This window comes from Neisseria dentiae (genome assembly GCF_024580525.1).
GTDB classification, from domain to species: Bacteria; Pseudomonadota; Gammaproteobacteria; order Burkholderiales; family Neisseriaceae; genus Neisseria; species Neisseria dentiae_A.
Map to the genome: position 1 here is coordinate 108,020 of NZ_JANIKQ010000006.1, position 19,359 is coordinate 127,378.

Consider the following 19,359-nt stretch of genomic DNA (forward strand, 5'->3'; position numbering starts at 1 on the left):
TAATTCAGGCAGCTTTGATGATTCAAAGCTGCCTGTTTTCTTTATGTTTGGCTTTATTTGCAACACCGGCGGCCGCCGAAACCTTTGCCAAACCGCCGTTATCCGAAGCCTCCCGCCACCCCTGCGATTAATATTTGGGAAAATCGGGCGGATTATCTTACAATAGCCGTTATCCCCAAACCATCATAAAGGCGTTACCATGCAGTATGCCAAGATTCTCGGCACGGGCAGCTATTTGCCCGCCAACCGCGTAAGCAACGATGATTTAGCCAAAAAAATCGATACTTCCGACGAATGGATTACCACGCGCACCGGTATCAAATTCCGCCATATCGCCGACGATAACGAGAAAACCAGCGATTTGGCCGTTGCCGCCGCGCGCAATGCCTTGGCAAGCGCCAACCTGCCCGCCGAAGAGCTTGACCTGATTATCGTTGCCACTTCAACGCCCGATATGATTTTCCCTTCCACCGCCACCATCGTGCAGCAGAAACTCGGCATCGGCAGCAGCGGCTGCCCCGCTTTCGACGTGCAGGCCGTGTGCGCGGGTTTTATGTATGCCATCACCACCGCCAACGCCTATATCAGAAGCGGCATGGCCAAAAACGTGCTGGTCATCGGCGCGGAAACCTTCAGCCGCATTCTCGACTGGAACGACCGCACCACCTGCGTGCTGTTCGGCGACGGCGCAGGAGCAGTGGTATTGGGCGCATCCGACGAACCGGGCATCATCCACAGCAAACTGCAAGCCGACGGCGACTATCTCGACCTGCTCAAAACCCCGGGCCAAGTGGTAAACGGCCAGGTTTGGGGTACACCCTTCCTAACCATGGACGGCCCCGGCGTATTCAAATTCGCCGTAAAAATGCTGGCGAAAGTGGCCGACGAAGTGATTACCGAAGCGGGCTACACCGCCGATCAGATCGACTGGATCGTGCCGCACCAGGCCAACAAACGCATTATCGAAAGCACCGCCAAACATTTGGGGCTGAGCATGGAAAAAGTAGTGTTAACCGTGCAGGAACACGGCAACACCTCCGCAGCGTCCATTCCGCTCGCCTTAGACAGCGGCATACGCAGCGGCCAAATCAGCCGCGGCCAGCACCTGCTGCTTGAAGGCATCGGCGGCGGCTTCGCTTGGGGCGCGGTGCTGTTGAAATACTAACCGTTTGAAAACAACGCACACCATTTAAAAAAAACAACATTCAGGCCGTCTGAAACACAGCAAACCGAAGTATTTTCAGACGGCCAAATAAAATAAAACCGAATAAAACAACGACGGCCAACCGCAGAGCAGGGGAAGCTCTCCCGGCCGCCCAACCATAACTCACCAAATACATTACGAAAATGACTAAAAAAATACATTACGGCACAGTAACGCACTGGTTCGCCGAGCTGCAACGCGGCTCGGTAGTTTCCGACGATCACGGCACGCAGCGGATTCTGCTCGAAGCCTCGTCTTTAAGCCGGCACTACCCCCGTCCGAAAAGCGGCGACCGCATCAGTTTCTGCCTGCATCAAGACGCCAAAAACCGCTTATGCGCAGAAAATGTGTCACCGCTGCCGCCCTTAAAGGAAAACGAACGGGTGGAAGTCACGCTCACCGAATGGAACTTCCAGCAAAACGGCGGCTACGGCATCCACCAGGTGCAGCGCAGTTCCCCGATTTTTATTTTGGGGCAGTTTTTAAACGACCAAACCCGTATTCCCGAAACCGGCGAAGTTTTGGAAGGCAGGCTGGTCAAACACAGCAACGGCCAATGGCTTTTGGTGGAAGCCGATATTATCGGCAGGCCGTCTGAAACCGCACCGGATACGGCACAGCAACCCGCCACCATTATCGCCGAAGAACAGCTGCAAACCGAAACCGGCCGTGCCGACAGCCCGCAAATCTCCGGCGGCACCGATACCGTGCAACACGGCACCGCCGGCTCCGACACGCCCGCCCTGCCCGCCAACCGTGTTTTAAACGGCGAAATCATCAGTTGGGACGACGAGAAAGGCTACGGTTTCATCCGCACCGCAAAAAAACAAAGCGTGTTTTTCCACATTTCTGCGTTCCACTACACATCGCAGCGGCCGCAGGCCGGGCAGCAGGTGAGCTTCTACTGCAACCGCCCCGTCGGCAGCGAACCGCAGAAAGCCCTGAAAGTGGTGTTGAGCGGCCACGAAGCCTCGTTGTTTTCCGACCGCCCCTACGATTACCACGAGCTGAACCTGAATATGCGCAAATTTTTGTGTTACGGACTGAGCGGAACGGTTTACCTGCTGGCCGTCAACCATTATTCCACCAAACTGGCCGTTTTTTACCTGCTTGCCAGCGCTGCCGCCTTCTGGCTTTACCGCAGCGACAAGCAAACCGCCGTTACCCAAGCCGGCAAAACAGGTTATCTGGGGCGCGTGCCTGAGAAAAAACTGCACCAAATCGGCCTGATCGGCGGCTGGCCGGGCGCGCTTTTGGCACGCGGCGCCTTCAACCACAAAACCGGCAAAGCATCGTTTATCCGCGTTTTCTGGCTGGTGGCGGCAATCAATATTGCCATCACCTATGCGCTGCTGATACATTATGCCGATAATCCGCTTGCTTCATTGTTAAAAAACTAAAGGATTGCCATGTCTTTCGCATTTTTCTTTCCCGGCCAAGGTTCGCAGAGCCTCGGCATGATGAACGGTTTCGACGGCACCGCCGTTGTGAAAGCCACTTTCGACGAAGCCTCCGCCGTGCTCGGCCGGGATTTGTGGGCGATGATTAACGGCGACGATGCCGCCCCCATCAACGAAACCGTCAACACCCAGCCGCTGATGCTGGCCGCCGGCGTGGCCACTTACCGCGCCTATCTCGAAGCAGGCGGCAAAGTTCCCGTCGTAGCAGCCGGGCACAGCCTGGGCGAATACACCGCATTGGTGGTTGCGGGTGCACTGGATTTTGCCGATGCCGTCAAACTCGTGCGACTGCGCGCCGAGCTGATGCAAAGCGCCGTGCCGCAAGGCGAAGGGGCGATGGCCGCCATTTTGGGGCTGGACGATGATGTGGTGCGCGAAGTTTGCACCGAAGCCGCCCAAGGCAGCGTGGTGGAAGCCGTCAACTTCAACTCGCCCGGCCAAGTGGTGATTGCCGGTGCCGCCGCTGCGGTTGACCGCGCAATGGAACTCGCCAAAGAAAAAGGCGCCAAACGCGCCCTGCCACTGCCTGTTTCGGTGCCCTCGCATTGCAGCCTGATGAAGCCTGCCGCCGAAAAACTGGCCGAAGCATTGAAAAACGTGGTGATCAAAACACCGCAAATCCGCGTGATCCACAATGCCGACGTGGCCGCCTACGACGATGCCGAAAAAATCAAAGACGCCTTGGTGCGCCAACTTTACAGCCCCGTGCGCTGGACCGAAACCGTCAACGCGCTGGTTGCCGAAGGCATTACCCGATCCGCAGAATGCGGCCCCGGCAAAGTATTGGCGGGTTTGGCCAAACGTATCAACAAAGAAGCCTCGTGCAGCGCGTTGACCAATGCCGCGCAAGTGGCCGCTTTTATCGAATCACACGCCTGACAACGGAACTTTTCAGACGGCATGAAACACTAATGCCGTTTGGAAATCCGACAACCTCTTCCATCATGAGTAAAACCGTTATTTTGGCTGTGCCTTATATGTACGGCTTGGATCAATGTATCGAGAAAAACCTGCGTTACCACGGTTTCGATGTCATTAATCTGTGTTATGACGACCGGGATTCCTACTACCCGCACCTGGGCAGCCGGCTGGCCGCGCTTTATCACAAAAAAATCACTAAAAACCAAGACTATAAGAAAAAGCTGAAGTTTTCGCGCTTTCAAAACGAAATCAACCGCAAACTCGCCGCGCTGGGCGGAGAAAAAGCCGGCTTCGCCCTGTGCATACGCGCCAATATCTACCCCAAAGCCATCATTAAAAAAATCCGCGAGCATTCCGCCTTCTGCATCAACTACCAATGGGACGGCATCGGCCGCTTTCCCGACATCATCGACTACCTGCCCTATTTCGACCGCTGTTTCGTGTTCGATAAAAACGATGTGGCCAAATATCCCCAATACCGTTTCGAAGCAGCCACCAATTTTTATTTCGACTTTCCGGTCGAAACCGAAAACGGCAGCAACGGCCTGTATTTTCTCGGCGGTTACGAAAGCAACCGCGCCGTCGATACCAAATGCTTTATCGAAGAAGCACGCCGTCTGAAACTGCCGCTGGATTTCCATATCTACTGCAAAGACCAGCGTGCCCGCAAAGCCTTCGGCACCGAAGGCATCACCTATCTCAACCGTTCCACCGTGCTGAGTTTCGAGCAAAACCTGCAAAAAGTATGCGGCAGCCGTGCCGTGGTCGATTTTGTCCAATTCGACCACTACGGCCTGTCGTTCCGGATTTTCGACGCCCTGTGTTTCGATAAAAAGCTGATCACCAACAACCAAACCGTTACCGGCTACGATTTCTACCACCCCGACAATATTTTCGTGTGGAACGGCACAAACCTCGACGGGCTGGCAGACTTTCTCAACAAACCCTACGTTGCGTTGGATCTCGAAATCAAACGATATTATTCGTTCGGAAGCTGGATACAGCGCGCATTTGCGCCCACCGCCGCACTGCCGTAAACCTTTGCCCCGCGCCGTTTTCAGACGGCCTCCATCCCGATACCGGGCCGTCTGAAACCCATCAAACCAAAGCCGCCGCCATGAACAAACCGACCGTTTTTTTAGGTATGCCCGACCATATGGGTATCTACCGAAGCATCCAAGCCAACCTCGAACACCACGGCTTCAATGTGATCTATTTGGTTTCCGACCCCCGTACATTCCGCTACCCTTCACTGTCCGCCCGGCTCGGCGTTAAATTCAGAAAACTGGTGTTGCGCGATAAATACGCCAAACAGAAATTACAGGCTGCCGTGTTTCACCAAAATATCTTGAGCACACTCGATGCCGCCGGCCAAGCTGATTACGCCCTCTTTATCAGGGGCGATCTCTATGCCCCCGAACTGCTGGCCGAAATCCGCCGCCGCATCCGCCGTACCATGGCCAATTACCAATGGGACGGCATGAACCGCTATCCCGATATCTGGCAAACCATTTCCAACTTCGACCGCTTTTATGTGTTCGACCCTGCCGACTTGCAGCCAAACGGCAACTTTCTGCCACTTACCAATTTCTATTTCGACCACCCCGCCGCACAAACCGACGAAGCACACGCCGATTTCTATTTCGTCGGCTCGCACCTGCCGCAGCGCAGCGGCGTGATTGCCGAATTCGGGCATCAGGCCCGTGCGCACGGCTGGATGTTGGATTTCAACATCGTCTGCTCCGCCAAAGAAGAGAAAGCCTGCCGCGCCCTTTACCCCGACAACATCAAACTTTCCACCCTGACCGCCGACTACGCCGAAAACCTGCAGCACGCCGCCCGTGCCAAAGTGCTGGTCGATTTCAAAACACCCGTGCACAACGGCCTGTCGTTCCGCGCATTCGAAGCGCTCGGCTACCGTAAAAAGCTGATTACCACCAACGCCGAAACCGCCAAATACGATTTCTACCACCCCGACAACATTTTCATTTGGGACGGCAAAACATTCGACGGCATAGATGATTTCCTAAAACGCCCCTATCACGAAACCGCCCCCGAAATCCGTGAAAAATACAGCTTCGGCAATTGGATACGCTATGTGTTGGATATTCCGCCCTATCAGCCGATTACCCTGCCCGAAGTAGGTTGAACCAAAGTTCGGGCAAAAATACCCTCAGGCCGAGACCTTTGCAAAATAACCAATTCAAGCCTGAAAACGTTCGTATCCCGTCATTCCCGCGCAGGCGGGAATCCAGATGGAAATATTGAAGCATTGATTAAACAAATACTTGGATGCCAAGCTTCTGGATTCCCGCCTGCGCGGGAATGACGGAGTTCAAATTTTTTAGATAGCAATTTGAATTTTGCAAAGGTCTCGGCCTGAACGAATTTCACAAAGGCCTCAAACCACAAGCCGCGCCGACTTCCCACCGGTTTTACATCAAACCGTGTAAGTTTCCGACACCGTTTCCGTCTGCTGCCATATAACGGCAAAGCATGATTTCCGGCTTCACGTTCTCTTAGGGCGTGATGCCGGAACAAGCTGCTTTTCCCCAATCATTTAAAAACAGGAGACCCTCCGTGAAACTGTCCGCATTTTGGAAAATGCTGCTTTTGTCGGCCATACCCGCCCTGATTGCCTCACTGTTTCTGTTTCACATCAAGCCCGGCAACGCCGCGCCCGTGCCCGCAGCCTTGCAGCAACTGCACGACACGCAAGGCAAGCCTGCCGGCCGGCATTTGGCCAAAGGCAAGCCCACGCTGATAAAATTCTGGGCAAGCTGGTGCCCCTTGTGTTTGTCGGAACTTGCCCACACCGAACAATGGGCGCAAGATAAGCGCTTTCAGACGGCCAATCTGATTACCGTGGCCTCGCCCGGCTTTCTCGGCGAAAAAAACCAAGCCGATTTTCTGCAATGGTACCGCGGCCTGAACTATCCCAAACTGCCCGTGATTACCGACGAAGGCGGCGGCTTGGCCAAAAGCCTGAATATCAGCGTTTACCCCTCGTGGGCGGTGCTCGACAAACACGGCAACCTTGCCCGCATCGTGAAAGGCAGCATCAACGAAGCGCAAGCGCTGGCCCTGATAAAAAACCATGAAGCCGATATAGGCCGTCTGAAACACACCTTCTACAAACCCGCTCAGAAAAAGGAATCTGCTGCGATGAACACCAAAACCATTTACCTTGCCGGCGGCTGCTTCTGGGGCTTGGAAGCCTATTTCCAGCGCATCGACGGCGTGGTTGACGCCGTTTCCGGCTACGCCAACGGCAACACCGAAAACCCTTCGTATGAAGACGTGGTGCGCCGCAACACCGGCCACGCCGAAACCGTGCGCGTGGTTTACGATGCCGACAAACTAAGCCTTAACGATATCCTGCAATATTATTTCCGCGTTATCGACCCCACCAGCCTCAACAAACAGGGCAACGACCGCGGCACCCAATACCGCACCGGCGTGTATTACACCAACCCGGCCGAGCAGGCCGTGATTGCCGCCGCGCTGAAGCAGGAACAGCAGAAATACGCCCAACCCTTAGTGGTGGAAAACCTGCCGCTGAAACATTTTTACGAAGCCGAGGAATACCACCAAGACTATCTGGTTAAAAACCCCAACGGCTACTGCCACATCGACATCCGCAAAGCCGATGAACCGCTGCCCGGCAAAACCGCCCCGCAAAACGGCAAAGGCTTCGATGCCGCCGCCTACCGCAAACCGAATGATGCCGAGCTGAAAAAATGGCTCACCGCCGAGCAATACCGTGTCACCCAGCAAAACGGCACCGAATATGCCTTCAGCCACGAATACGACCACCTGTTCGCCCCCGGTGTTTATGTCGATGTGGTCAGCGGCGAACCTCTGTTCAGCTCCGCCGACAAATACGACTCGGGCTGCGGCTGGCCTAGCTTCACCCGCCCGATTAACGCCTCGTCCGTTACCGAACACAGCGACTTCAGCTACAACATGCGCCGCACCGAAGTGCGCAGCGCCGCCGCCGATTCGCATTTGGGCCACGTTTTCCCCGACGGCCCGCCGGCCAAAGGCGGCCTGCGCTACTGCATCAACGGCGCCAGCCTGCGCTTTATCCCGCTCGATAAAATGGACGCAGAAGGCTACGGCCATCTGAAAGCCGCCGTAACCGGGCAAACGCGTTAAAACTGAAGCCTTTGCAAAATTCTTTCCGATACCTTAAAACACTTGCGTCATGCTCGGGCTTGACCCGAGCATGACGAAACATAAATAAATTCAGGGCTAAAACAGCTTTTTTGCAAAGGCTCCGGGCCGTCTGAAACCCGCACAAACAAGGCAGAACCATGTTAGGCGCAGCCATCGGCGACATTGCAGGTTCGCGTTTCGAACACACTCCCTGCAAAAGCACCCGCTTCACTTTCTTCACCGCCGAAAGCGGCTTTACCGACGACACCGTCTGCACCGCCGCCGTGGCCGACTGGGTGATCGGCGGCTTCGGCACCGATTTGGCCGCCGTGATGCAGGCATGGTGCCGCCGCTACCCCGAGCCGCGCGGCGCTTACGGCGCATCGTTCCAACGCTGGATTATGCAGCCCTATCCGCAACCCTACCGAAGCTGGGGCAACGGCTCGGCCATGCGCGTATCGGCGGCGGGCTGGGCATTCGGCACGCTGGCCGAAACCCTTGCCTGCGCCCGCGCCTCCGCCGCCATCACCCACAACCACCCCGAAGGCATCAAAGGCGCAGAAGCCGTGGCCGCCGCCATTTACTGGGCGCGCACGGGGCGCAGCAAAGCCTTTATCAAACGGCAAACCGAAAAAATGTTCGGCTACGATTTGGGCAAAAGCTGCGACGAAATCCGCCCCGGCTACACCTTTGATGCAAGCTGCGCGGGCAGCGTGCCGCAGGCACTAACCGCATTTTTGGAAAGCAGCAGCTTCGAACACGCCGTGCGCCTAGCCGTTTCCCTCGGCGGCGACAGCGACACGCTGGCCGCCATCGCCGGCAGCATCGCCGAAGCGTTTTACTGCGACATTCCCGACGAAATCGTCAAACAGGCGTTGGCCATTCTGCCCGCCGACATCAGCAGCGTGCTGCTGGCCGTATCCGCCAACCGTTAACGGCATTGCCATGTTTGGATACGGAACCTTTACCAGTTGTTAAGGCCGTCTGAAAAAATCTTTTCAGACGGCCTTAACGTGCAGACCCGCCTTCCGGCCGCCTTATACCGTAAACAAACCGATTCGCTATATAATGCGCCATCTTACGCACACACGAAAGCAACACCATGTTTATCCTGCCCGACACCCGCCCCTACCCTACCGACCCGGTCAAAAACAGCCTGCTCACCTATGCCTCGCAAATCGCGCACAGCACTTCCGCCGCCCAGCGCAAACTTTCCGCCGAATCGCTACAGGCCGAAATCTACATGATGTTGCAGCAAAACCATTATCTCGGCCTTTCCGTGGCCATGAGCATGGCGCCCGACGCCGACAGCTACCGCGCGCTGTTAAACAGCTTGGACGACACCCTGCAAGCAAAAACCGATGATGAAATCCAATGGTTCGCCCTGCCCGTGGTGCTGGTGGCCGGCTGCAACCAGCCGCAAACGCTGCCGCCGGATACCCCCGCGATCGAACTTTGCGCCTGCCTAGCCGATTATCCGCACCTGCGCGAACTGGTGCAGGCAACCTGGCTGCCCAAACTGGTGCGCTCCGCCGATTTGGCCGCCGTCAACGCCGGCCAATGGTTCGCCGCCAAACAAAACGAAGCCGCCGCCCAAGCGCTTGCCGCCAAGCTGCCGGCCGCCGCTTTGGAAATCCCGCAGGGGCAGTCGGTACATGTGGTGTTTGCGTTGGGCTACGGCAAAAAAAGTATTCAGACGGCCTTAACCCCCAACCTGCGCGAAGCCGCGCTGCCGCTGATGCAGGTGTGGCAAACCGCCCTCACGCGCCCCGGCCTCACCCTGTTCACCAACCCGCTCGCCCCCGCCACGCCGCTGGCCGCCCTCACCGAAGGCAGCCATATGCGCCTGCGCATGGCGATGGACGTGTTTGCCGCCAACGCCCTCCGTGCCGTGCGCCTGCAAAGCCCGCGCGCAGGCGTGGTGATGGCCGCGCAGCAGGGCGGTAAAATCCTGTTCGGCTTCAACGCCACCGACAGCGCCTTCGAGCTGGCCGACCAAGTGTTCACCTGGCCGCTCTCGCCCGCCGACCGCGTTGCCACCATCCAGCAGAACTTTTTAGACCTGATGGCCGAATGCCAAGTGGAAAACATCCGCCTGCTGCACGACGCGCTGCCCGAAGAAGCCGAGCTGCCCACCTACGCCCAAGCGCTCAAGCTGCCCGGCCACAACCCCTTGTTTGCAGATCAATCATGAAAACCTACCGCATTTTGTTCGTGTGCCTCGGCAACATCTGCCGCTCGCCGATGGCCGAATACGTTTTCCGCAGCCAGGCCGCCGAAGCGGGTGTGGCACACCGCGTGCAAACCGCCAGTTCGGGCACTTCGGGCTGGCACAACGGCGAAAACATGCACAACGGCACCCTGAAAAAACTCAAACAGCAAGGCATCGACCCTTCGGGCTTCGCCAGCAGCCAGGTTAGGCAGAGCGACGGCAACCATTACGACTTTCTCATCGCCATGGACGACAACAACCTCGCCGAACTCGAACGCCTGTTCGGCCGCCGCCCCGAACAAATTTTCAAACTCACCGACCTGATACCCGAAAGCGGCTACAACCATGTGCCCGACCCGTGGTACACCGGCGATTTCGACGAAACCTTCCGCCTCGTTTCAGACGGCGGCCGCGCCCTGCTGCGCAAACTGGGGCTAACCCCATAACTTCCCCCTGCTTAAACTGCTTTCAGACGGCCTAAACAACTTGCAAAGGTAACAGGCCGTCTGAAAAAACCTTCTTAACCACCGTTAGGAGCAAACATGAAACTTTTGAAAACCCTGCCGCTGATATTCGCTGCCGCCGTTCTTGCCGCCTGCGCCCATATCTCGGCAGACAACAGCCATGCAGCGCCCGCCGCAAAGGAAAGCACCATGCAGAAAACCTACGCCGTAACCAGCCGCTACGGATTTGACGAAACCGTGCGCCGCCTCGAAACCGCCATCACCGGCAAAGGCATGGAAATCTTCACGGTTATCGACCATCAAGCCGCCGCCCGCAAACACAACCTGACCATGCAGCCGGCCAAAGTGATCATTTTCGGCAACCCCAAAGCCGGCACACCGCTGATGGTCAAAGACCCGCAATTCGCCTTCAACCTGCCGCTGCGCGTGCTGGTTACCGAAACCGACGGTAACGTGCAGGTTGTGTTCTACAACGTCCGCAGCCTGATCGAAAACAGCCGTATCGGTTTTGCCGACGTTGAAAACACGCTGGCCAAAACCGAAGGGCTGATCCGCCAAACCGTTACCGAATAAAAACACAGCCGGTATTTTCAGACGGCCCGGCTGTTTCCAAGCCGGGCCGTCTGAATTTCAAACCATGCCCGAAGCATTCCACCTTTTGCAGCATAATATTGTATAATTTCGCCTTTTCCGCGCCGAAACACCCCGGCTTTCCGCCCGAACCGCATTTTTGCCGCCTGTCCGCTTTTTTCAGACGGCCCGACCACGCGATACACTATGGCTAACAAATCCCCGAAAAATCCCGAAAAAACCGCCGCCAAGCCGCGCGCGCAAACCGCTGCCAAAGCAGGCGGCAGGCCGTCTGAAACCAAGCTGCCGCGCCGCCCCAAAGGCGTAACGCCCAACAGCGTCAAGCGCAACCGCCCTCAGCACGTTGCCAACCTGATTAACGACACTCTGTGGCTGTTCGCCCTGTTGGTTACCGTTTACGCCGCGCTGTCGCTGGCCAGCTTCACCATGGACGACCCTGCCTGGTCGCGCAGCGTGCCCGCCTCCGACGAAGTGCGCAACCTCGGCGGCCTGTTCGGCGCATATCTGGCCGACATCGGCTACTACCTGTTCGGGCTGTCGTTTTGGTGGCTGGTGATTGCCGGCTGCGTGTGGCTGTATAAAAACTTCCGCCCCCTCAAAACACCCGACAGCAAACCCTACAACCACAGAATCGCCGCCGCCGCGCTGGGCATTCTGCTGCTGTGCAGCCCGATTCTGGAAGTGTTCGCCTTCAAACCGCAACTGGCCGACGCCCTGCCCGTCGGCGCGGGCGGCCTAATCGGTTCGTTTGCCGCCTCGGGTCTGAGCTGGCTGCTGGGCACTTCGGGCAGCCTGCTGATTATGCTGGTGGTGGTGTTGCTCGCCCTGTCGCTGCTGGCGCAAGTGTCGTGGCTCGACGTGCTCGAAAAAACCGGCGCCAAACTCGAGTGGATGTGGCTGAAACTGGTGCGCAAAGAAGACAAATACGTGCGCGACCTGCCCGATGCCAAAACCACGCGCCGCATGGTGCGCGACGCCAAAAACATCACCGCCGAACCGGTAGAGCAGATCGAAGGCACCAGCAGCAACCGCAAAGTGGCCATCGCACCGCCGCCCGCCCCCGTTCAGACGGCCTTGTTCGACAGCAAAGGCGAAGCCGCCGAGCCGCCGCCCGCAGGCGAATACACCAAACCTTCGCTGCATCTGCTGCGCCTGCCGCAGGGCGAGCCGCCCACCATCAACCCCGACAAACTGCAACAAACCGCCGAACGCATCGAAGCCAAGCTGGCCGAATTCGGCATCGGCGCACAAGTGGTTTCCGCCACTTCCGGCCCCGTTATCACGCGCTTTGAAATCGAACCCGCACAAGGCGTGAAAGGCAGCCAGATTGTCAACCTTTCCAAAGACTTGGCCCGTTCGATGTCGTTGCAGGCCGTGCGCATCGTCGAAACCATCGCCGGCAAAAACACCATGGGCATCGAGCTGCCCAACGAGCGCCGCCAAGACGTCATGCTGAGCGAAATCCTCTCCTCACCCGTGTTCACCGATGCCAAATCCAAACTCACCGTTGCGCTGGGCAAAGACATCGCCGGCATTCCCGTGGTGGGCGATTTGGCGAAAATGCCGCACCTGTTGGTAGGCGGCATGACCGGCTCGGGCAAATCGGTGGGCGTGAACGCCATGATTCTGTCGATACTCTTCAAGGCCACGCCCGACGAAGTGCGCTTTATCATGATCGACCCCAAAATGCTCGAGCTGAGCATCTACGAAGGCATCCCCCACCTGCTCTGCCCCGTGGTAACCGATATGCGCGAAGCCGGCCAGGCACTCAACTGGTGCGTGGCCGAAATGGAAAAACGCTACCGCCTGCTCTCCCACGCCGGCGTGCGCAACATCGAGGGTTTCAACAAAAAAGTAACCGATGCCAAAGCGGCAGGCAAACCGCTGCTCAACCCCTTCAGCCTCAACCCCGACCAGCCCGAGCCGCTCGAAAACCTGCCCATGATTGTGGTGGTAATCGACGAGCTGGCCGACCTGATGATGACCGAGCGCAAATCCGTCGAGCAGCAAATCGCCCGCCTCGCCCAAAAAGCCCGCGCGGCCGGCATCCATATGATTGTCGCCACCCAGCGCCCCAGCGTCGATGTGGTTACCGGCCTGATTAAAGCCAATATCCCCACCCGCATGGCCTTCACCGTGCAAAGCAAAATCGACAGCCGCACCATTCTCGACCAAATGGGTGCCGACGAACTGCTCAAATACGGCGACTCGCTGTTCCTGCAACCGGGCAACGCCGAGCCAACCCGCCTGCAAGGCGCGTTTGTGTCGGACGACGAAGTGCACCAAATCGTCGACCACGTCAAACGCCAAGCCCCCGCCAACTATGTCGAAGGGCTGCTCAGCGGCGAAGCCGCGCTGGAAACCACCAATATCGTCAACCCCAACGCCAACAGCGACGAACTCTTCGACCAAGCCGTCGCCTTCGTGCTGGAAACCCGCAAAACCTCGATTTCGTCGCTGCAACGCCAACTGCGCGTGGGCTACAACCGCGCCGCCAACCTGATGCAGGCGCTGGAAGATGCCGGCATCGTTTCCCCCGCCGATGTGGGCGGCAGCCGTAAGATTCTGGCGCAGAAGGATAATCTTTAAGGTTTTGATCGGATTCGGGTATAACAAGGCCGTCTGAAAACCAGTTTTCAGACGGCCTCAAATTTTATGCAACCTGAGACCTTTGCAAAATTCAAATTGCTATCTAAAAATCCGAACTCCGTCATACTCGGGCTTGACCCGAGTATCTGTTATTTCTTTTGAACAAAAAGATACTCGGGTCAAGCCCGAGTATGACGGATATGTTTAGATGATATAAATGTTTAGACGGCGTGCGTTTGAGATGCCGCTGCGGCAAACTCACTTTTCCGCCAGCAGCAGGCGCACGATATATTCGTCTTGCGGCAGCGTCAGCTTTAAGTTGCGGCTGTCGCCCTGTACCAACAGGGGGCGGACGCCCAGCATTTCCACCGCCGAGGCTTCGTCGGTTACTGCGCCGAGGTCGGGCGCGGCCAGGGCGCGTTGCAGCAGGGCGGCGGGAAAAAGCTGCGGGGTTTGCGCCTGCCACAAACCGCTGCGGGGCACGGTGGTTTCGATCAGGCCGTCTGAACCGCTGCGTTTGAGGGTGTCGGCCACGGGCACGGCGAGAATGCCGCCGTTGGGGTGGCTGCCGGCCTGGTCTATCAGGCGGCTGAGAGCAGCTTGGGGCAGGCAGCAGCGGGCGGCATCGTGCACAAGGATATTGTCGCCGGGGGCGGCCAGGCCGCGTTCGAGCAGGGTGTTCACGCCGTTTCTTACGGTTTCGGCGCGGCTTGCGCCGCCGCAATGCAGCAAAACGGTTTTGGCAGAGGCCGTCTGAAAGCCGTTGGCTTCTTCGGGTTGGAAGGTGTGGTCGCCGGGTGCCAGCACCACGGCGGCACAGTCGATTTGCGGGTGGGCGGCGAAGATGTCGAGAGTGTGCTGCAACACGGTTTTGCCGTGGATTTCAACATATTGCTTGGGCTTGCCTGCGCCGAAGCGTTCCCCCACGCCGGCGGCGGGGATTAAGGCGATGTTGCGTTTCACGCGTCTGCCTCCGTTCGCCATACGCATTTGCCTTCGGTGATTTTGTCGAGCGTGTCGAGATAGGCTTCGTGTGCGGCCAGCTCGGTTTCGTCTGCGCCCAACACTTTCAAATGCGCAGGGCGTTGGATTTTGGCGGCGGCATAACTGCCGTCGGCTTCTCCGCCGTGATCGGCCATCAGGTCGAACTGGCCGCGCGTCATGGCGAGATACACTTCGCCGAGCAGTTCGCAGTCGATCAGGGCGCCGTGGAACACGCGTTTGCTGCGGTCGACATCAAAGCGGGTACACAAGGCATCGAGGCTGGCTTTTTGGCCGGGAAACATTTCCCGCGCCATGCCGAGGGTGTCGGTTACTTTGCAGCCCAGCTCTTCTACGGTGGGCAGCCCCATGCGGCCGAACTCCATATCGAGAAAGCCGACGTCGAACTTGGCGTTGTGGATAATCAATTCGGCACCGCGCAGAAAATCGGCGATTTGCCGCCCCACCTGCTCGAACTTGGGGGCGTTTTTGGCTTCCAGCTCTTCGATGGTGATGCCGTGGACGGCGGCGGCTTCGTCGGGAATATCGCGGTCGGGGTGGATATAAAGGTGCAGGGTGTTGCGGGTGAGCTGGCGGTTAATCATTTCCAGCCCGGCAAATTCGACCATGCGGTCGCCGCTGTTGGGGTAAAGGCCGGTGGTTTCGGTGTCGAGGATAATCTGGCGGGTGTTCATAACGCTTGCTGTTGGAAAAGGTTGCCGCATCATACTAAAAGCGGCGGGGAAAGTAAAAACGGCTGCGGGGCAGTCTGAGGCCGTCTGAAAAGCAATTCAGGCTTTTCAGACGGCCTTAAATATTATTAACTTCAACAATTTACCACAACCATTCGGGCACGGGCGGGGTGGCCACGCCCCATTCGGGCGGATAGTCCACCCCCGTCAGATAAAGGCCGTCGGGCATCAGCGTGGGCGGGGCGTGTTTGCGGCTGCGCGCCGCCATCAAATCGGCAAACCCCTGCACGCTCAGGCGGCCGTCGCCCACATACACCAGCGCGCCCATGATGTTGCGCACCATATGGTGCAGAAAGGCGTTGCCGTGCAAATCGAGCTTCATCAGTTCGGGCGTGCCGCTCAAGCTTGCGCTATACAGGGTTTTCACGGGGGATTTGGCTTGGCATTCGGCCGCGCGGAAGCTGGAAAAATCATGTTCGCCCACCAGCATGGCCGCGGCCTGCCGCATTTTTTCCATATTCAGCGGCCTGCATACCCAGCCTACCCTGCCTGCCAGCAGGGGATTGCGCACCGAGGCCGACAGCAGCACATAACGGTAGCGGCGGCCGAATGCGTCGAAACGGGCGTGAAAGCGCGGGTCAACAGGTTGCGCATGCCAAACGGCCACTTCTTTGGGCAGGTGTGTGTTCACCCCCCTCACCCACGCCTGCGCGGGGCGGTCAGCCGTGGTGTCGAAATGCACCACTTGCGCGGCTGCGTGCACGCCGGCATCGGTCCGCCCCGCCACCACGGTGTGAATGCGCTCGCCCGCAATCTGCCCGAGCGCGTATTCCAACACTTCCTGCACCGTAACCAAACCGTCGGCCTGTTTTTGCTTCTGCCAGCCGTGGAAACCTTTGCCGTTATAGGCAAGCATCAGCGCCCAGCGCTGCGTTCCGGCTGAAGGCGGCGGGCTGGAAAGTTCGGTATCGGCTGGCATGGCGGCTCCGGCGGTAATGTAAAAATACGTTGGAAACAAAAGCGCATAATTATAAGCCAATTCACGCCGCAAAACTTATTCCGCCACCCCAAAACACGCCCAATCTATTGAAAATATAAAACAAAACTGCAAAAAGCAGCAGATACCGCCTTTGACAAACCTTAACTCATCGCCTAATATCCGCCCCCGTCGGGCAACCGCCCGGTTATCCGCAACACCAATAGAAAGAAGAAGATATTTATGGAATGGGTTTTTAACAGTTACTACACGTTAATTGCCGCCACCGTTGTGCTGCTGGTCGGCAGACTGATGGTGGCGAAAATCAAGTTTTTGCAGGATTTCAACATCCCCGAGCCGGTGGCCGGCGGCCTGGTGGCGGCGGCAATATTGTATGCGCTGCACGCCATCTACGGCGTGAGCTTCAAATTCGAGAAGCCGCTGCAAGATGCGTTTATGCTGATTTTCTTCACCTCTATCGGCCTGAGCGCCGACTTTTCGCGCCTGAAAGCGGGCGGCTTCCCGCTGGTGATCTTCACCGCCATCGTCGGCTCTTTTATCATGGTTCAAAACACCGTTGGCGTCGGCCTGGCCAGTCTGTTCGGCCTCGACCCGCTGATCGGCCTGATTACCGGCTCGATTACCTTAACGGGCGGCCACGGCACGGCAGGCGCATGGGGGCCGGATTTCGAGAAAAACTTCGGCTTAACCGGCGCAACCGGCTTAGGCATGGCTGCCGCCACGTTCGGCCTGGTGGCCGGCGGCCTGATCGGCGGCCCGGTTGCCCGTCGCCTGATCAACAAGATGGGGCGCAAACCGTTAGACGAAGCCGCCGTTAAAGCCCAAGCCGCCGTTTACGACGACGACGATCCCGGCAAAAGCACCGACGATCTGTTCGAACACCCCGAGCAAACCCGCCTGATTACCGCCAATTCGGCGGTAGAAACGCTGGCCATGTTCGCCGCCTGCCTGGCCTTCGCCGAAATCATGGACGGCTTCGACAGCGAATACCTCAAACCGTTTTATCTCGACCTGCCCAAATTCGTGTGGGCGCTGTTCGGCGGCGTGATTCTGCGCAATATTTTAACCAGCGTGTTCAAATTCAATATGTTCGACCGCGCCATCGACGTATTCGGCAACGCTTCGCTGTCACTGTTTCTGGCCATGGCGCTGCTCAACCTCAAACTGTGGGAGTTAACCGGCCTTGCCGGCCCCGTAACCGTTATCCTGCTGGTGCAAACCGTGGTGATGATGCTTTACGCCACCTTCGTTACCTATGTTTTGATGGGGCGCAATTACGATTCGGCCGTGCTGGCCGCCGGCCACTGCGGTTTCGGCCTCGGCGCCACCCCCACCGCCGTCGCCAATATGCAGTCGGTAACCGAACGCTTCGGCCCCTCGCACAAAGCCTTTCTGATTGTGCCTATGGTGGGCGCGTTTTTCGTTGACTTCATCAACGTTTTCATCCTCACCGGTTTTGTAAACTTCCTCAAATAAACCGCAAGCAAACTAAAAAGCACCCGCAACACCTTACCCGTTGCAGGTGCTTTTGCTATGATGCCGTCTGAAACCATTTCTTGCAAAGGCCGTACCATGTATAAAAAGCTGCTCACTTTTTCCCTGATTGCCGCTGCCCTGGCCGCCTGCGGCGAGCGCGACACCAAACAGGAAAACGCCTCGCTGGCCTGCGACAGCCCGGCCGTGGTTCAAAACGTGCGCACCAACATCCAAGAAATCATCAAACAGGAAGCGCAGCGCTTCGCCCGCAACGACACCCGCCAGTTTATCGACGCCGATAAAATCATCGCCGCCGCCACCCAGCTCAACATACAGCTCGACGGCCCCGCCGAAGAAAACCAAAACGGCCGCCCCGTCTGCAAAGCCAACCTGAGCATACAGATTCCCGCCGACATTCTGAACACAGCACAAACCAACAGCCCGCTGGTTTACGGTGCCAACAGCAACATCACCCAACTGATTCAGGAACGCATCACCGGCAGCACCCTCACCTATGATAAGGGGCTGTTCACCCGCCCGCTGCATTACACCACCACCGAAGCCAACGGCCAAACCACCGTTAATTATGAAGACAACGCCATCACCGTAACCGCCCAAAACGTTACCAGTGCACTGCTGCCCTACGGCGTAAAAAGCATCCTGATGATCAACGGCCAGCCCGTGAGGCTTGAAGACGCGCTGAACACCGGAGCGCAAGCCTTCCCCGAACCGCCGCAGGCCGACCCGCAGGATATACTCGACAACAATGCCGCCAGCGGCACTTTTGGCGAAGAAAACGCCAGCGCGCCCGAAACCCTGACCCCCGAACCGCCCCGCAGCGAAATCACGTTTTCGGCAGGCGAATTGGAGCAGGCGAAAAATAACAACCAATCGGCCGACCGCGAAATCAACATGGTGTGGAACAGCATCGACCAAAGTATTCAAAAAGAGCTGATTAACGAACAACGCAGCTGGATCCAAAGCAAAAACACCAACTGCCGCCAAGCCGCCGCCCAAGCCGAAAGCAGCCTGCAAGCCGAATACCTGCGCCTGCAATGCGACACGCGCATGACCCGCGAACGCAGCCAATACCTGCGCGGCTATACGATTAACTAAGCCGCAGGTTTCATGCTTTAAAACAACACAGGCCGTCTGAAAATATTTTCAGACGGCCTGTAGTTTTTGCAAAATTCGCTTATTCCGTCTGAAACATCTAAATTGTAGGAAAAGCTAGCGTTGTTTACAGTATTTGAAAGACAATACTGCATGAACATCCATAAAAATACCCGGCTAACCCCGCATAACCGCCAGGCCATTTGGCGCGCTTATACACAAGGCAAAATCAGTGTAACTTCGTTGGCACAACAATACCGTGTCAGCAGAGTAACGATTTACCGCATACTCAAAGCAGCCCGGTTGCGGCTACTCACCCCGCAAAAAAGCACCAACAACCGCTTTAAACAAGCCAAATACGGCATGAAACGCCTGGCTAAAGTTGAGCGGGAAATCGAAGAGAAACTCAAAAAACAGGCAAAGCGTTACAACAAATCCTATCCCGGCGAAATGGTTCATTTCGATACCAAACGGCTGCCTTTGCTACAAAACCAAAAAGCA

17 protein-coding genes are annotated in these 19,359 nt (G+C 57.2%); 14 read left to right on the plus strand and 3 right to left on the minus strand.

Going from position 1 to position 19,359, the window contains the following annotated elements; genetic code table 11:
* Positions 1-199: 199 nt before the first annotated feature.
* The 11 genes from NQ012_RS05545 (at position 200) to NQ012_RS05595 (ending at position 13,599) form a co-directional block, all read left to right on the plus strand.
* Positions 200-1,165: a beta-ketoacyl-ACP synthase III gene (locus NQ012_RS05545; protein WP_257066625.1), complete on the plus strand. Its 966-nt coding sequence runs from the start codon at positions 200-202 to the stop codon at positions 1,163-1,165.
* Between the two features lie 182 nt (positions 1,166-1,347).
* Positions 1,348-2,604 (plus strand): DUF1294 domain-containing protein, encoded by a 1,257-nt coding sequence (locus NQ012_RS05550; RefSeq protein WP_257066626.1) that lies wholly within the window; start codon positions 1,348-1,350, stop codon positions 2,602-2,604.
* 9 nt (positions 2,605-2,613) lie between these two features.
* On the plus strand, positions 2,614-3,543 hold the full coding sequence (gene fabD / locus NQ012_RS05555) for an ACP S-malonyltransferase (RefSeq protein WP_257066627.1): 930 nt from the start codon (positions 2,614-2,616) through the stop codon (positions 3,541-3,543).
* A gap of 65 nt (positions 3,544-3,608) precedes the next feature.
* A complete protein-coding gene (locus NQ012_RS05560) occupies positions 3,609-4,622 on the plus strand; it encodes a hypothetical protein (protein WP_257066628.1) in 1,014 nt (337 codons plus the stop codon).
* Positions 4,623-4,702: 80 nt separating this feature from the next.
* A complete protein-coding gene (locus tag NQ012_RS05565; protein ID WP_257066629.1) occupies positions 4,703-5,734 on the plus strand; it encodes a hypothetical protein in 1,032 nt (343 codons plus the stop codon).
* A gap of 455 nt (positions 5,735-6,189) precedes the next feature.
* Positions 6,190-7,743, plus strand: coding sequence for a bifunctional peptide-methionine (S)-S-oxide reductase MsrA/peptide-methionine (R)-S-oxide reductase MsrB (msrAB, locus tag NQ012_RS05570; RefSeq protein ID WP_257066643.1), 1,554 nt, complete (start codon positions 6,190-6,192; stop codon positions 7,741-7,743).
* Positions 7,744-7,901: 158 nt separating this feature from the next.
* The gene (locus NQ012_RS05575) at positions 7,902-8,678 is read left to right on the plus strand and encodes an ADP-ribosylglycohydrolase family protein (protein WP_257066630.1); all 777 of its coding nucleotides are present in this window, start codon (positions 7,902-7,904) and stop codon (positions 8,676-8,678) included.
* Between the two features lie 167 nt (positions 8,679-8,845).
* Complete coding sequence (locus NQ012_RS05580) at positions 8,846-9,937, plus strand: conjugal transfer protein (protein ID WP_257066631.1); 1,092 nt, start codon at positions 8,846-8,848, stop codon at positions 9,935-9,937.
* Complete coding sequence (locus NQ012_RS05585) at positions 9,934-10,401, plus strand: low molecular weight protein-tyrosine-phosphatase (RefSeq protein WP_257066633.1); 468 nt, start codon at positions 9,934-9,936, stop codon at positions 10,399-10,401. The genes NQ012_RS05580 and NQ012_RS05585 overlap by 4 nt, the downstream gene beginning before the upstream one ends.
* 96 nt (positions 10,402-10,497) lie before the next feature.
* A complete protein-coding gene (locus tag NQ012_RS05590; protein WP_257066634.1) occupies positions 10,498-10,992 on the plus strand; it encodes a DUF302 domain-containing protein in 495 nt (164 codons plus the stop codon).
* A 204-nt stretch (positions 10,993-11,196) separates the two neighbouring features.
* On the plus strand, positions 11,197-13,599 hold the full coding sequence (locus NQ012_RS05595; protein ID WP_257066635.1) for a DNA translocase FtsK: 2,403 nt from the start codon (positions 11,197-11,199) through the stop codon (positions 13,597-13,599).
* A gap of 258 nt (positions 13,600-13,857) precedes the next feature.
* Here the strand turns inward: NQ012_RS05595 and ispD are convergent, their stop codons facing one another.
* The 3 genes from ispD to truA all read right to left on the minus strand — a co-directional run bounded on the left by ispD (position 13,858) and on the right by truA (position 16,251).
* Positions 13,858-14,562 (minus strand): 2-C-methyl-D-erythritol 4-phosphate cytidylyltransferase, encoded by a 705-nt coding sequence (gene ispD / locus NQ012_RS05600; RefSeq protein ID WP_257066636.1) that lies wholly within the window; start codon positions 14,560-14,562, stop codon positions 13,858-13,860.
* Complete coding sequence (dnaQ, locus tag NQ012_RS05605; protein ID WP_257066637.1) at positions 14,559-15,275, minus strand: DNA polymerase III subunit epsilon; 717 nt, start codon at positions 15,273-15,275, stop codon at positions 14,559-14,561. Before dnaQ ends, ispD begins: the two co-directional genes overlap by 4 nt.
* A gap of 139 nt (positions 15,276-15,414) precedes the next feature.
* Positions 15,415-16,251, minus strand: a complete 837-nt coding sequence (gene truA / locus NQ012_RS05610) for a tRNA pseudouridine(38-40) synthase TruA (RefSeq protein WP_257066638.1) — start codon at positions 16,249-16,251, stop codon at positions 15,415-15,417.
* 240 nt (positions 16,252-16,491) lie between these two features.
* Here truA and gltS point away from each other — a divergent pair, with 240 nt between their 5' ends.
* The 3 genes from gltS to NQ012_RS05625 form a co-directional block, all read left to right on the plus strand.
* On the plus strand, positions 16,492-17,745 hold the full coding sequence (gene gltS / locus NQ012_RS05615; RefSeq protein ID WP_085365170.1) for a sodium/glutamate symporter: 1,254 nt from the start codon (positions 16,492-16,494) through the stop codon (positions 17,743-17,745).
* A gap of 96 nt (positions 17,746-17,841) precedes the next feature.
* Positions 17,842-18,861, plus strand: coding sequence for a lysozyme inhibitor LprI family protein (locus tag NQ012_RS05620; protein ID WP_257066639.1), 1,020 nt, complete (start codon positions 17,842-17,844; stop codon positions 18,859-18,861).
* 150 nt (positions 18,862-19,011) lie between these two features.
* A partial coding sequence (locus tag NQ012_RS05625; protein ID WP_373566636.1) for a helix-turn-helix domain-containing protein occupies positions 19,012-19,359 on the plus strand: 348 nt, incomplete at its 3' end.

Coding starts and splice junctions, on each gene's coding strand:
- NQ012_RS05565 (WP_257066629.1), top strand. CDS start 4,703: ATGAACAAACCGACCGTTTTTTTAGGTATGCCCGACCATATGGGTATC.
- msrAB (WP_257066643.1), top strand. CDS start 6,190: ATGCTGCTTTTGTCGGCCATACCCGCCCTGATTGCCTCACTGTTTCTG.
- NQ012_RS05620 (WP_257066639.1), top strand. CDS start 17,842: ATGTATAAAAAGCTGCTCACTTTTTCCCTGATTGCCGCTGCCCTGGCC.
- truA (WP_257066638.1), bottom strand. CDS start 16,251: ATGCCAGCCGATACCGAACTTTCCAGCCCGCCGCCTTCAGCCGGAACG.
- NQ012_RS05560 (WP_257066628.1), top strand. CDS start 3,609: ATGAGTAAAACCGTTATTTTGGCTGTGCCTTATATGTACGGCTTGGAT.
- gltS (WP_085365170.1), top strand. CDS start 16,492: ATGGAATGGGTTTTTAACAGTTACTACACGTTAATTGCCGCCACCGTT.
- NQ012_RS05580 (WP_257066631.1), top strand. CDS start 8,846: ATGTTTATCCTGCCCGACACCCGCCCCTACCCTACCGACCCGGTCAAA.
- NQ012_RS05590 (WP_257066634.1), top strand. CDS start 10,498: ATGAAACTTTTGAAAACCCTGCCGCTGATATTCGCTGCCGCCGTTCTT.
- NQ012_RS05545 (WP_257066625.1), top strand. CDS start 200: ATGCAGTATGCCAAGATTCTCGGCACGGGCAGCTATTTGCCCGCCAAC.
- NQ012_RS05550 (WP_257066626.1), top strand. CDS start 1,348: ATGACTAAAAAAATACATTACGGCACAGTAACGCACTGGTTCGCCGAG.
- NQ012_RS05585 (WP_257066633.1), top strand. CDS start 9,934: ATGAAAACCTACCGCATTTTGTTCGTGTGCCTCGGCAACATCTGCCGC.
- NQ012_RS05595 (WP_257066635.1), top strand. CDS start 11,197: ATGGCTAACAAATCCCCGAAAAATCCCGAAAAAACCGCCGCCAAGCCG.
- dnaQ (WP_257066637.1), bottom strand. CDS start 15,275: ATGAACACCCGCCAGATTATCCTCGACACCGAAACCACCGGCCTTTAC.
- fabD (WP_257066627.1), top strand. CDS start 2,614: ATGTCTTTCGCATTTTTCTTTCCCGGCCAAGGTTCGCAGAGCCTCGGC.
- NQ012_RS05575 (WP_257066630.1), top strand. CDS start 7,902: ATGTTAGGCGCAGCCATCGGCGACATTGCAGGTTCGCGTTTCGAACAC.